The organism is Streptomyces sp. AC602_WCS936 (assembly GCF_019049125.1).
Taxonomy (GTDB): Bacteria; Actinomycetota; Actinomycetes; order Streptomycetales; family Streptomycetaceae; genus Streptomyces.
The window spans coordinates 82772-95324 of sequence record NZ_JAGMUF010000016.1; the positions used below are offsets into that span (position 1 = coordinate 82772).

The window sequence follows — 12553 nt, forward strand, 5'->3', positions numbered from 1 at the left end:
GCTGTCGCTACAGCTTCTCGATCACGTAGTCGACGCACTTCGTGAGCGCCTCGACGTCCGCAGGGTCGATCGCCGGGAACATCGCGACGCGCAGCTGGTTGCGGCCGAGCTTGCGGTACGGCTCGGTGTCCACGACGCCGTTGGCGCGCAGCACCTTGGCGACGGCGGCGGCGTCGATGTCGTCGGAGAAGTCGATGGTGCCGATGACCTGGGACCGCTTGGCCGGGTCCGAGACGAACGGGGTGGCGTACTTGGCCTCCTCCGCCCAGGAGTACAGGCGGGACGAGGAGTCCTTGGTGCGCGCGGTGGTGAAGTCCAGGCCGCCCTGGCCGTTCATCCACTCCAGCTGCTCGCCCAGGAGGAAGAGCGTGGCGAGGGCCGGGGTGTTGTACGTCTGGTTCTTGCGGGAGTTGTCGATCGCGGTCGGCAGCGAGAAGAACTCCGGGACGTGGCGGCCGGACGCGTGGACCCGCTCGGCGCGCTCGATGGCGGCCGGGGAGAAGACGCCGATCCACAGGCCGCCGTCGGAGGCGAAGGACTTCTGCGGGGCGAAGTAGTAGACGTCGGTCTCGGCGATGTCGACCGGCAGACCGCCGGCGCCGGACGTCGCGTCGACCAGCACGAGGGAGCCCTCGTCCGCGCCGGCGACCCGCTTGATCGGCATGGCGACGCCGGTCGAGGTCTCATTGTGGGTGAACGCGTACACGTCGACGCCGGCCTCGGCGTGCGCCTCGGGGTGCGTGCCCGGGTCGGCGGAGACGACGGTCGGCTCGGCCAGCCAGGGCGCCAGCTTGGCGGCCTTGGCGAACTTGGAGGAGAACTCGCCGAACGTGAGGTGCTGCGACTTGTTCTCAATCAGACCGTGGGTCGCGATGTCCCAGAACGCGGTGGAGCCGCCGTTGCCGAGGACCACCTCGTAGCCGTCGGGCAGCCGGAACAGCTCGGAGATGCCCTCACGGACCTTGCCGACCAGGTTCTTGACGGGGGCCTGGCGGTGGGAGGTGCCGAGCAGGGACGTACCGGTGGCGGCCAGGGCGTCCAGCGCCTCCACCCGCACCTTGGAGGGACCCGCGCCGAATCGACCGTCCGCGGGCTTGATGTCAGCAGGAATCTGGATCTCAGCCACGTGCCGGAGCGTATCCCGTCGGCCAAACCGGACGGAGACATGTCCGTCCGATGAGACGAGATCTCCGTCTTGCGGACCTGTGCCAAGCCACAAGCGCTCATGCTGGACGCATGACCGATCTGGAGGCAGCACTGCGCAGGGCCGTCCGCGGCGAGGTCGGATTCGACGTCACGTCCCGGGCGCTGACCACCATGGACGCGTCCAACTACCGCCGGGTGCCGCTCGGCGTGGTGGCGCCGAGAGACGCCGACGACGTGGCGGCCGTACTGGAGGTGTGCCGGGCGCACGGGACGCCGGTCGTCGCGAGAGGCGGCGGCACGTCGATCGCCGGCCAGGCGACCGGCACGGGCGTGGTCCTCGACTTCACCCGGCACATGAACCGGCTGGTCGCCCTGGACCCGGAGGCGCGTACGGCCGTCGTCCAGCCGGGCCTGGTCCTGGACCGCCTCCAGGAGGCCGCCGCCCCGCACGGCCTGCGCTTCGGCCCCGACCCCTCCACCCACAGCCGCTGCACCCTCGGCGGCATGATCGGCAACAACTCGTGCGGCTCCCACTCGGTGGCGTGGGGCACGACGGCGGACAGCGTGCGCGAGCTGACGGTGCTCACGGCACGCGGGCGGTCCCTGCGGCCGGGGCAGGACTGGGCCGGGGCGCCGGAGGGACTGCGTGAGCTGGTCGACGGCGACCTGGCCCGCCTGCGCACCGGCTTCCCGGACCTCCCCCGCCGCATCTCCGGCTACGCGCTGGACGCGCTGCTGCCGGAGCGGGGTGCCGACGTGGCCCGCTCCTTCTGCGGCTCGGAGGGCACGCTGGGCGTGCTGACGGAGGCGGTGGTGCGGCTGGTCGAGGCCCCGCGGGCACGTGCGCTGGCGGTCCTCGGGTACGCCGACGAGGCGGGCGCGGCGGAGGCGGCGGCCGGGCTCCTGCCCCTCGGACCCTTGACCGTGGAGGGCATGGCGGTGGACCTGGTGCCCTCCACGCAGGGGCTGCCGCGGGGTGGCGCCTGGCTCTTCGTGGAGACCGGCGGCGACTCGGAGGCGGAGGCGCGGGCGCGCGCGGAGGCGGTGGTGGCGGCGGCTGACGGCGTGGACGCCCTCGTGGTCACCGACCCGGCCGGTCAGCGCAGGCTGTGGCGCATCCGGGAGGACGCGAGCGGTACGGCGACCCGGATGCCGGACGGTTCGGAGGCGTGGCCCGGCTGGGAGGACTGCGCCGTGCCCCCGGCCCGGCTGGGCGGCTACCTGCGGGACTTCAGGGCGCTGCTGTCGTCGTTCGGCCTGCGCGGCACGCCGTACGGCCACTTCGGCGACGGCTGCATCCACGTACGCATCGACTTCGACCTGCTGACGGACGCCGGGGTCGCCCGCTTCCGCCGTTTCTCGGAGGAACTGGCGGACGTGGTCGTCGCGCACGGCGGCTCGCTCTCCGGGGAGCACGGGGACGGGCAGGCCAGGGCGGAGCTGCTGCCGAGGATGTACGGCGAGGAGACGGTCGCCCTCTTCGAGCACGCGAAGGGTGTCTGGGACCCGGACGACCTCCTCAACCCCGGGATGCTGGTCCGCCCGGCCCCGCTCGACACGAACCTCCGCTTCTCCGTCCTGCCCCGCGAGCCGGTGGACGTGGAGTTCGGCTACCCGTCCGACGGCGGCGACTTCTCGGCGGCGGTACGGCGCTGCGTCGGCGTCGCGAAGTGCCGTACGACGTCGGTGACCGGCTCGGCGGTGATGTGCCCCTCCTTCCGGGCGACGGGGGACGAGCAGCACTCCACGCGGGGCCGCGCCCGCCTGCTGCACGAGATGCTCGCCGGTGAGGTGGTGACGGACGGCTGGCGCTCGACGGAGGTCCGGGACGCCCTCGACCTGTGCCTGTCCTGCAAGGGCTGCCGCTCCGACTGCCCGGTCGAGGTCGACATGGCCACGTACAAGGCGGAGTTCCTGCACCACCACTACGAGGGGCGCCGCCGCCCGGCCGCCCACTACGCGATGGGGTGGTTGCCGGTGTGGCTGCGCTGGGCGGCGCGGGCGCGGATGGCTCCGGTCGTCAACGCGCTCGCGTCCGTGCGGCCGTTGGCGGCGGTGGGGAAACGGCTGGGCGGGATCGCGGGGGAGCGGGACGTACCTCGGCTGGCGGGGGAGACGTTCAGCCGGTGGTGGCGCGGGCGCGGAGGACCCGTCGGCGAGGGTGACTCGGTGGTCCTGTGGCCCGACACCTTCACCGAGCACCTGTCCCCCTCGGTCGGCCGGGCGGCCGTACGAGTGCTGGAGGCGGCGGGGCTGCGGGTGGTGCTGCCGCCGACGCTGCGGGGACGCGCCGTGGTCGGCGACGGCGCGTCGAGGTCGGCGCTCTCCCTCCTGGCCGCACGCCGGGGCCGGGTCTGCTGCGGCCTGACGTACGTGTCGACGGGCCAACTGGACCGGGCTCGCGCGGTGATGCGCCGCACCCTCGACCTGATGACGCCGGTACTGGAGACGTCCGCGCCGGTCGTCGTCCTGGAGCCGAGCTGCGCCGCCGCCCTGCGCACGGACCTGCCCGAGCTGCTGCACGACGATCCGCGAGCCGCCCGCCTCGCTTCCCGCGTCCTGACCTTCGCGGAAGCCCTGGAACGCCACGCCCCCGACTGGACCCCGCCCGCCGTGAACCTCCCGGCGGTCGGCCAGACCCACTGCCACCAGCACGCGGTCCTGGGCGACGCGGCCGACCGCCGCCTGCGCGAGGCGGCGGGCCTGACCGGTGAGCTGAGCGGCGGCTGCTGCGGTCTCGCGGGCAACTTCGGTTTCGAGGACGGCCACTACGAGGTCTCCGCCGCCTGCGCCGAGGACCAGCTCCTCCCGGCGGTGCGCGAGGCGCCGGACGGGGCGGTGGTCCTGGCGGACGGCTTCTCGTGCCGGACGCAGCTGGAGCAGCTGGGCGGGGTGCGGGGGCGGCACTTGGCGGAGGTGCTGGCGGAGGGGTTGGAGGCGGGGCCGGAGGGCGCGTGACGGGGACGTCTCAGGCGATGCTTGCGCCCGCTCCGGGTTCGGTGCCCGCCTCGGCCTGACGGACCCGATCGAGAAGCAGCCTCAGTGCCGCCCGGGTCCGCTCCTTCGTGGTCTTCTGCTCGGTTGTCATCGCGGTGACCCACAGCAGGGTCGTGCCGCTGCGGGCTTTCACCGAGAGAAGGGTCGGCTGAACACCCGCGGACGACTCGAGCACGTTCCGCGTGGCCGTCTGCTCGTCTCCCACGGACTCGGAAAGGCTGACCGGTGTGCCGCCCAAGTGCAGGGAGGAGTAAAGATCGTGAGCGGCGCGCTCGTTGGAGAGGGAGTACACGCTGAAGGTGAGTCGGATGCTCTCGGCCGGGGTTCGGCTTCCGCGGCGGAAGTCGGTTTTACCCATGGCCACGAGCTCGGGGCAGCCCTGTGCCATCACGCCCTGGCACATGATCTGTTCGGTGGTCACCAACGGCTTGCCGGTGCGAACCCAGCCCGGTAGCGCGGCCGCGTCGGGCAGCACCGACTTAACTTGGCCGATGTTGAGAACCGACACGGGTCCGCCGGCCGGGGCCGTGCTGGAAGGGCTCGTACTCGGGCGGGACACGGTGGCCGACGGAGAGGTCCCGGGCGCTTCGTCTCCGGTGCCGCACCCGGAGAACAGCAGGCACGCTGTTGCCGACAACACCGCTGCCAGGAATCTTCGCCCGCCGCTCACGCCCGTCATGATCTCCCCGCCCCTTGATCCGTTTGTGGTGTGATCGTATGTGCCTGCTGTGCGGGGCCTGTCCGGCAGGTCGGCGGCGGGCGGCCGGGACTGGCGGCGGCGGGGTGAGGAGAAGCGACGGGTCCACGAGGCTGACCGGGATGTTCGAGGGCAACGCGTCGGGTGCTTATGCCTGTCCGTACGGACCTGGACGGGTCCGCCGCATGCGGGGTGCAATGGCGGCGAGAATGGAAGGGGGCGAAGGAACCGTGCGTATGCGCAGAAAGGCGTCAAGCCGGTACGGGGCGCAGGAGCCCGCACACGCGGAGCGCGACAGCGATCTCGTCCTCGCCGACCGGCCTTCGGCGGCCACGATGACCGCACTGCAGGGCAGGGCGGGCAACGACGCCGTGGCCCGTTGGCGGCAGCAGTCCGGCCCGGTGGGCGCCGCCACTCCGGTGCAGCGGGCCCTGGATCCGGCCCCCGACCGGCTGGGCCACTACCTCGACGCGATGGAGAAGCCCGGGGGCGAGCGGGGCGCCAGCCGGGCCAAGCGCTCCCGGGCACTGACCGAACTGGGCCGTGCCATTCCCGAGCAACTCGTCGAGATGGAGGAACAGACCGCGGACTACAAGCCGAACGCCACCGACTCGGTGGGCGGCGAGCCGGAGGCCGGCGGGAGGTTCCAGAACCTCTACGGCCGGGACGAGCACGGCAGTGTCGCGGTGATGATGGAGAACTACCGCTCCAAGCAGGAGAAGTACACGGCGAGCGAAGCGTTCGTCCACCAGTGGTCCCGGGCCAGCGCTCTCTTCGACGGTGGCGAGGGCATCAAGCCGAAGCCCGCCACCAAAGAGCTCGGCGCGCGGACCGATCCTGGCCAGGTGCCGGACAGGTTGCCGGACAGCGTCTACCGGCAGAACATCTCCGGCCCGCAGGCCAAGGAGACCCTGAACTCCCTCCTGCCGGAAGGCCAGTCGGAGCTGACCTTCACGGAGCAGGACCAGAAGACGTACGAGGCCGTCATGCGCACGGTCAACGGCAAGTCGACGCTGAACATCGTGCGCACGTTCAACGAACTCCACGGCCTCAAGGGCAAGTCCGCCCACCGCATCACGGGCGGACGCGTGAAACGCGACGGCGACGGCAACTTCCAACTGCGGTTCGACATCACCCGCGGCTGACGGCGATCCCGCTAGGGCCGGTGGAAGTCGACCTCGGGCCTGGAGTCCGTGGGGCCCTGGAGCAGCGGCTGTGGGACGCCCCGCAAGTGGAGCTCGAAGAAGGCGGCGACGTAGTCCCGGGTGATGTGCCAACTCCGCTCACCTGAGAGCGGAACCTCTGGGTCCGTCGGCAGCCCCAGCCGGTCGCCCAGCCAGGGGAAGTCGGTGAAGGAGAAGTGCCCGGCCCCTTCGACGGTCAGCCAGCGCTTCCAGCCGTGCAGGCGGTCCCAGGCACCGGCCCAGTCGGTGCCGTCGCTGCCGGGACTGTGGGTGTTCGCCGCGCCGACCATCATGAACGGCCGTCGGCCGAGCCCGGCCCCGGCGTCGTCGACGAAGAAGTCGCCGTCGAGATCGACACCCGCCCGTACCCGGCGGTCGACGGCCATAGTCGCCGCGGCGGTCGCCCCGCCGATCGAATGCCCGGCGGCTCCGATCCGCCGAGGGTCGATCATGCGGGCCAGCTCCCCGGCCCTGCGTCGGTCCGTCAGCTCGTCGATCACGAAGGACAGGTCGGCCGCCCTCCCGCGCACCACGGCGGCCAGCTCCGAGCGCCCGTCGACCTCCTCGCAGGCCACGCAGGGCATGACCCGGCCTCCGGGGAACTCCGTGGCGAGCGATTCGTAGGCGTGGTCCACGGCGGCGACGACGTAACCCCGACTGGCCAGGTCGTCGGCGAGCGAGGTGAGCGTGGTGCGCGGCATCCCGAAGCCGGGGGACAGCAGCACCAGCGGGAAGCGTCCCCGCGCCGGGGCGGCGCCGACCCGCGCGTGCGTCCGGGTGCCGGCCAGCGTCTCGGGCGGCACGACACCGGTCAGGTCTCTGGCCTTCAGCAGGAGCCGTGCCTCGTCGGTCGTCACGTAAGCCGCTGGTGACCCGGCCCCCGCCCGGCGGGCCGGGTACGACACGGACACCAGCACCTCCCGTCCCCGTGCCGTCGGAACCCAGGGGTCGGTACGGTGCCGGTCGACGAGGTGCAGGGTGCGGCGCCCCACCGGGTGCGGTCCGGCGGGGCGCGGCAGCTCGGGCGCGCTGGTGCTGGGCGTCCCCGGCACCGAGTACTGAGTCTGCGCGTGCGCCTGCTGAGAAGCCGACGCGGGCGCGGCGCCCAGGAGAGGAACGGCCAGCGCGCACGTCAGCAGGGCGGCCACTGCGGTTCTGCGTGATCTGGTGGTCATGTCCCGAAGCTAGGTCCCCGACCGGGTTCAATACATCGGCCCTGGGCGCCGCTTGGCGTACGACCGGGGGCTGACGCCGGAGGGCGGGGTGATACCGCGGGGTGACGGGAGGGAGACGGCTCGTGTGAGTGTCTCAGCCCCCGGAGTCGACGGCTTCCAGCCGTCGGCCGCGGCTCTCGGCCACTCTCAGGGCGTTGGCGAGGCATTCCGCCAGTCGCTCCGCGACGTAGCGGAGTTCACCGGGCGGTGTGCCCGGGAGGAGCTCACGGGCATGGGCGAGCAGCTCTGCGCCCATGCCGAGCTGGGTGACCTCGGTGGTGTCGGCCAGTCGGGAGACGGGGCCACCGTCGTCGTCGGTGACGAGGTAGCAGGGCTTTCCCTCGGGCCCGGACCAGGGAAGCAGGCGGGGTTCGCGCGGTGCCGTCATGCCGCTGCCTCCAGCTCGTACGGGGTGGGGAGGAGGACGTACGGGCGTACGGCCACGGTTTCTGTGCCGTCGAGGGTGGTGGGCAGGCCGTAGGGGCTGCGGTGGGTGGGGAGAGGAATTACGGCCGGGCGGTCAGGAGTGGGGAGGATCGCCGGGGGCGGGACGGTTCCGCGATGGGCTCCTCGGGGACGGAGGGACAGACTCACCCAGGTGATGAGGCGGCCGATAAGGTCGGTCATGTCATCAGCTCCGATCAGGATTCAGCTGGTGTCCACGCCCCGGGGCCGGTCGGACGGTCGCCGGGGTCTCGCCGTGTCGGCGTGCGTGGCGACACCACAAAGACTGGACCGGTGGACCGGTCCAGTCAAGCGGCACATCAGTTCCCTCACTGCATGGAGTAGTTGTCGGTCTGCTCGTAGACGTGAGAGGGCGTGACGCCCTCCTCGCACACCAGCGCACGCCGCTCTTGATCGAAGGCGGTATGCAGAACTACGGCGACCGCGGCCGGCTGTTCCACTTCCAGGAGCCGCGCTTCTTCGTACGTGGCCAGGCGCACGGTCGTCACGTCGTGCCCCTCCACGGGCCCACGGCCCGTCTCGCGGCGGACGTAGTGTGTCGTGCCCTCGGCGATCGGCCCCTTCGCGGACAGACGCGGTGCGGCGTCCGCCACCGAGGCCGGGAACCACGCGGTCACCAGACTGTGCGGCGAGCCGTCGTCGAGCAACATGAGGCGGACCCGGCGCAAGGCCTTCTCGCCGGCTGCCAGCCCCAAGGCCTCGGCGACATGAGCAGGCGGGACCGCACGGTCCGGTGGGCCGATGCGGCGGTACGGCGATCCGCCGGACAGTCGACTGGAACCCATCCCTCGCCCACCGGCAGGCCGGGCGACGGGGGTTTCCGTTACGAGGAAGCCGGAGCCCTGCCGAGCGACGACGAGGCCGTCGTGCCGCAGGATGTCGTACGCCTTGACCACGGTGGCCCGCGACACGCCCCACTGTTCGGCCAGGTCACGGCCTGATGGCAGGAGGTCGCCCGGATCGAATTCGCCGTTCGCGATCCTGGTACGCAGATCATTGGCGATCTGCTCGTACTTCAGCAGCGGCATGGCACTCTTTCCCGATCACTGGACTGGTCCACCGGTTCGCTACCAGAATGCATGGATGACGAGCCTTGAGGTAACGCCGGAGATCGTGAGGTTCTACAGCGAGACCGTCGACGAGGCGGACCGGTTGGTCGCTACCGCCGACGGGCGTCTGGAGATGGTACGTACGCAGGAGTTGCTGCGCCGCCACCTCCCTCAGGCTCCGGCTCGGGTGCTCGACGTGGGCGGAGGACCCGGCACACACGCCCGCTGGCTCGTCGAGGACGGGTACACGGTTCATTTGGTGGATCCCATTCCCCGTCACGTGGAGCAGGCCAGGGACACGGGCGCGAGTGTCGAGATCGGTGATGCCCGACGCCTCACGGCCCATGACGGCTCCTACGACGTCGTGCTCATGCTGGGCCCTCTGTACCACCTGCCGCAACGGTCGGACCGGGACCGTGCGCTGGCAGAGGCCCGCCGCGTGCTCAAGCCCGGCGGGCTGCTGGCCGTCGCGGGTATCAACCGGTACGCGTCATTGTTCGAGCATGCCGCTTACGCGCACCTGAACAAGGAGTCGATGCGGGAGAGCATCGAGACCATCCTCGCCACTCAGATCCACGACGGAAAGAAGGCGTTCACCACGGCGTACTTCCACAGTGGGCAGCAGCTGCGCGACGAAGTGGCTGCGGCGGGCTTCGTCGGCGCGGACGTCTTCGGGGTCGAGGGGCCCGCGTGGTCGATGCTGGCGGCGGCGGAGAGGAACACCGGGCAGTCGTTCCGCGAGTCGAGCCTGTTCGAGTCGGTACTCGTCGCTGCCCGTCTGGCCGAGCCTCACCCGGAGCTGCTGGCGGCAAGCTCCCACCTGCTGGCCGTGGGGCGTCGACCCTAACCCCGCACCACCCGGTGGCGGAGGTGCACCACCCCCGAGCCGAAGGTGCGGGTCTCGACGAGTTCGAGATCCACCCGGCGCTCACCCCGCGGGAAGTACGGGATGCCGCCGCCGACCAGTACCGGGTAGACCATGACCCGGTACTCGTCGATCAGGCCCGCCTCGGCCGCCTGGGCGGCGAGGGTCGCGCCGCCGATCGCGATCTCGCCCTCCCCGGGTTCGGCCCGCAGCCGCTCGATCTCCTCCGCCACGCCGCCGGACGCCAGGCGGGCCCGCCCCCGCACCGTCGTCAGCGTGGTGGAGAACACCACCTTGGGGAGCGGGTTCCAGAGCGCGACCCATTCGCGTTCGGCGTCGTCGAGCGCCCCGTCCTGGTCGGCGTCCTCCCAGTACAGCATCGTCTCGTACAGCCGCCGTCCCATGAGGTGGACGCCGACCTGCCGGATCTCGTCGATCCAGAAGCGGAAGACGTCCGGGTCGGGCGCGCCCCAGGCGAAGTCGCCGTCCGGCCCGACGATGTAGCCGTCGAGCGAGACGCTCATCGAGTAGGTCACGTCGCGCATCAGCGGTCCTTCCCGGTACGACGGACGGGCAGGTCCGACCGTACGCCCGTCCCGCCGGGGTCACTTGCCGAAGCGGTACTTCAGGTGTGTCGCCAGGGGAGTGTGGACCACCCGGACCGGTTCGAGGGCGCCGCGGACGGCGCCCGGGCCGTCGAAGAGCCGCAGGCCGGCACCGAGGAGCGTCGGCACCACATGGAGCTGGAGCTCGTCGATGAGGCCCGCCCCGAGGTACTGGCGCACGGTGTCCGCGCCGCCCGCGATGTCGACGGCGCGGTCACCGGCGGCGGCCTTCGCCCGGTCCAGTGCGCTGTGGATGCCGTCGGTGACGAAGGTGAAGGTGGTGCCGCCCTCCTTGACCAGGGTGGAGCGGGGACGGTTGGTGAGGACGAAGACCGGGGTGCGGAAGGGCGGGTTGTCGCCCCAGAACTCCTCGCCCGTGTCGTACATCGTCCGGCCCATGACCACGGCGCCCGTGGCGTCGAACCACTCGCGGACCAGCTCGGAGTCGCGGTTCTCCACCCCGCCGGTCATGCCCTGGCGCTCCCGCCAGCTCGCCAGGGTGTGGATCCAGTCGAAGATCGGGGCGGCACCGTCGCCGCCCGGGTTGTCGAGGGTGACGTTCGGGCCGGCTACGTAGCCGTCGAGGGTGATGGCCAGGTCGGCGGTGACGGTCATGACGGGTGCTCCTTCGCAGTGGTGTGTGCTGCCTTCACCCGTGCGTCGATCGGGAGTCCGCGTTTTCGACACGCCGTCCGCGAGGGCGGCCGGCTCAGGGCGCCGTCTCGCCCCGCACCAGCGGGCGGCACACCGGCTGGACGTCCTCGGGCAGGTCGTCCGGGTGGCACCAGCGGGCCTCCAGGATCTCGAACGGGTCGAGGCGCAGTTCGCCGCCCAGCAGGCGTGCCTCATACGCCACCTCCAGCCGGGTGCGCAGGCCGCTGTTCAGCATGACCAGGCGGCCCGCCTCCACGTCCAGGCCGGTCTCCTCCTTGACCTCCCGGACCACGGTGCGCCGGAAGTCCTCGCCCTTGTGCGCGAAGCCGCTCGGCAGACCCCACTGGCGGCCCGGGGCCCACATCCGGTGCTTCAGCATCAGGACCCGCCCCTCGTCGTCCCGCACGACGCCGGTCACGCCGACCACGAACTTGGCGTTCACCAGCCACATCACGCGGCTCTGCACGGGGCGCAGCAGGCGCCAGAGGCGGGTCAGGAGTCGTCTCACGCTGCGGACGGTACCCGGTCGTTCCGCCGCCGGGGACGGGCGGCCCCGCTCGCCTGGCGGACGTGCGTTGACAGGCGTGCGTCCCGGCCCTGACAGTTGCGTAAAAGAGTTACGTGCCTGACAGAGTCCATTACTCTGGACCGTGCCGTACAGCGTGATGAACGACGTCCACCCGCACACCGTCCCGGAGCCCTCGTGAGCACCCCCAGCGCCAACCCCGGCACCCCGTCCCCGGCCGTCGCGGCACCCGTGGCCGCACCCGCGGCCACCCCCGACGCCGCGCAGGGCGGCGGCCGGTGGGGTTCCCTCGGGCCGGTCGGTCTGGTGCTCGCCGGCGGGCTCTCCGTGCAGTTCGGTGCCGCGCTGGCGGTGAGTCTGATGCCGCGGGCCGGTGCGCTCGGCGTGGTGACGCTGCGGCTGGCCGTGGCCGCCGTCGTGCTGCTGATCGTCTGCCGGCCCCGGATGCGCGGGCACTCGCGGGCCGACTGGGGCACGGTCGTCGTCTTCGGCATCGCCATGGCCGGCATGAACGGCCTCTTCTACCAGGCCGTCGACCGCATCCCGCTCGGCCCCGCCGTCACCCTGGAGGTGCTCGGCCCGCTCGCCCTGTCCGTCTTCGCCTCCCGCCGCGCCGTCAACCTGGTCTGGGCCGGCCTCGCCCTGGCCGGCGTCTTCCTGCTCGGCGGCGGGGGCTTCGACGGCCTCGACCCGGCCGGTGCCGCCTTCGCGCTCGGGGCGGGCGCCATGTGGGCGGCGTACATCGTCTTCAGCGCGCGTACGGGGCGGCGCTTCCCGCAGGCCGACGGGCTGGCCCTGGCGATGGCGGTCGGCGCGGTGCTGTTCCTGCCGCTGGGCATCGCCGAGTCGGGCACGAAGCTCCTCGACCCGATGACCCTGGCCCTCGGCGCCGGAGTCGCCCTGCTCTCCTCCGTCCTGCCGTACACCCTCGAACTCCTCGCCCTGCGCCGCCTGCCCGCGCCGACCTTCGCCATCCTCATGAGCCTGGAGCCCGCCATCGCCGCGGCGGCCGGTTTCCTCATCCTCGACCAGGCCCTGTCCGCCACCCAGTCCGCCGCCATCGCCCTGGTCATCGCGGCGAGCATGGGCGCGGTGCGGACCCAGGTGGGGCGCGGGCGGCGGGTGAAGGCGGCCCCGGACCTGCCGTAGGT

Annotated in this window: 13 protein-coding genes; 4 read left to right on the plus strand and 9 right to left on the minus strand. The window is 72.0% G+C overall.

Annotation, left to right across the window (positions count from 1 at the left end; genetic code table 11):
* Nucleotides 1–7 precede the first annotated feature (7 nt).
* Entirely contained in the window at nucleotides 8–1126 is a 1119-nt protein-coding gene (gene serC / locus KUM03_RS07540; protein WP_217246233.1) for a phosphoserine transaminase, read from the minus strand.
* Nucleotides 1127–1236: 110 nt separating this feature from the next.
* Here serC and KUM03_RS07545 point away from each other — a divergent pair, with 110 nt between their 5' ends.
* Complete coding sequence (locus KUM03_RS07545; protein ID WP_217246234.1) at nucleotides 1237–4104, plus strand: FAD-binding and (Fe-S)-binding domain-containing protein; 2868 nt, start codon at nucleotides 1237–1239, stop codon at nucleotides 4102–4104.
* Between the two features lie 10 nt (nucleotides 4105–4114).
* Here KUM03_RS07545 and KUM03_RS07550 read toward each other — a convergent pair whose 3' ends face one another.
* A complete protein-coding gene (locus KUM03_RS07550; protein ID WP_217246235.1) occupies nucleotides 4115–4651 on the minus strand; it encodes a hypothetical protein in 537 nt (178 codons plus the stop codon).
* 425 nt (nucleotides 4652–5076) lie between these two features.
* Here KUM03_RS07550 and KUM03_RS07555 point away from each other — a divergent pair, with 425 nt between their 5' ends.
* On the plus strand, nucleotides 5077–5985 hold the full coding sequence (locus KUM03_RS07555) for a hypothetical protein (RefSeq protein WP_217246236.1): 909 nt from the start codon (nucleotides 5077–5079) through the stop codon (nucleotides 5983–5985).
* 11 nt (nucleotides 5986–5996) lie between these two features.
* Here KUM03_RS07555 and KUM03_RS07560 read toward each other — a convergent pair whose 3' ends face one another.
* The 4 genes from KUM03_RS07560 to KUM03_RS07575 all read right to left on the minus strand — a co-directional run bounded on the left by KUM03_RS07560 (nucleotide 5997) and on the right by KUM03_RS07575 (nucleotide 8731).
* The gene (locus tag KUM03_RS07560; RefSeq protein WP_217246237.1) at nucleotides 5997–7199 is read right to left on the minus strand and encodes an alpha/beta hydrolase; all 1203 of its coding nucleotides are present in this window, start codon (nucleotides 7197–7199) and stop codon (nucleotides 5997–5999) included.
* A 133-nt stretch (nucleotides 7200–7332) separates the two neighbouring features.
* Nucleotides 7333–7626 (minus strand): hypothetical protein, encoded by a 294-nt coding sequence (locus KUM03_RS07565; protein ID WP_217246238.1) that lies wholly within the window; start codon nucleotides 7624–7626, stop codon nucleotides 7333–7335.
* On the minus strand, nucleotides 7623–7865 hold the full coding sequence (locus KUM03_RS07570) for a hypothetical protein (protein ID WP_217246280.1): 243 nt from the start codon (nucleotides 7863–7865) through the stop codon (nucleotides 7623–7625). The genes KUM03_RS07565 and KUM03_RS07570 overlap by 4 nt, the downstream gene beginning before the upstream one ends.
* Before the next feature lie 146 nt (nucleotides 7866–8011).
* A complete protein-coding gene (locus KUM03_RS07575) occupies nucleotides 8012–8731 on the minus strand; it encodes a GntR family transcriptional regulator (RefSeq protein WP_217246239.1) in 720 nt (239 codons plus the stop codon).
* Between the two features lie 55 nt (nucleotides 8732–8786).
* On the opposite strand from KUM03_RS07575, the gene KUM03_RS07580 reads away from it, so the two are divergent.
* The gene (locus tag KUM03_RS07580) at nucleotides 8787–9599 is read left to right on the plus strand and encodes a bifunctional 2-polyprenyl-6-hydroxyphenol methylase/3-demethylubiquinol 3-O-methyltransferase UbiG (RefSeq protein WP_217246277.1); all 813 of its coding nucleotides are present in this window, start codon (nucleotides 8787–8789) and stop codon (nucleotides 9597–9599) included.
* Here KUM03_RS07580 and KUM03_RS07585 read toward each other — a convergent pair.
* The 3 genes from KUM03_RS07585 to KUM03_RS07595 all read right to left on the minus strand — a co-directional run bounded on the left by KUM03_RS07585 (nucleotide 9596) and on the right by KUM03_RS07595 (nucleotide 11384).
* On the minus strand, nucleotides 9596–10162 hold the full coding sequence (locus tag KUM03_RS07585; protein WP_217246240.1) for a dihydrofolate reductase family protein: 567 nt from the start codon (nucleotides 10160–10162) through the stop codon (nucleotides 9596–9598). The genes KUM03_RS07580 and KUM03_RS07585 overlap by 4 nt on opposite strands.
* 60 nt (nucleotides 10163–10222) lie before the next feature.
* Nucleotides 10223–10837 carry a dihydrofolate reductase family protein gene (locus tag KUM03_RS07590; protein ID WP_217246241.1) on the minus strand — a complete coding sequence of 205 codons (615 nt, stop codon included), beginning with the start codon at nucleotides 10835–10837 and terminating at the stop codon, nucleotides 10223–10225.
* 94 nt (nucleotides 10838–10931) lie between these two features.
* Nucleotides 10932–11384 (minus strand): NUDIX hydrolase, encoded by a 453-nt coding sequence (locus KUM03_RS07595; protein WP_217246242.1) that lies wholly within the window; start codon nucleotides 11382–11384, stop codon nucleotides 10932–10934.
* 195 nt (nucleotides 11385–11579) lie between these two features.
* Between KUM03_RS07595 and KUM03_RS07600 the strand changes: the two genes are divergently transcribed.
* On the plus strand, nucleotides 11580–12551 hold the full coding sequence (locus KUM03_RS07600; RefSeq protein WP_217246243.1) for a DMT family transporter: 972 nt from the start codon (nucleotides 11580–11582) through the stop codon (nucleotides 12549–12551).
* Nucleotides 12552–12553: the final 2 nt, after the last annotated feature.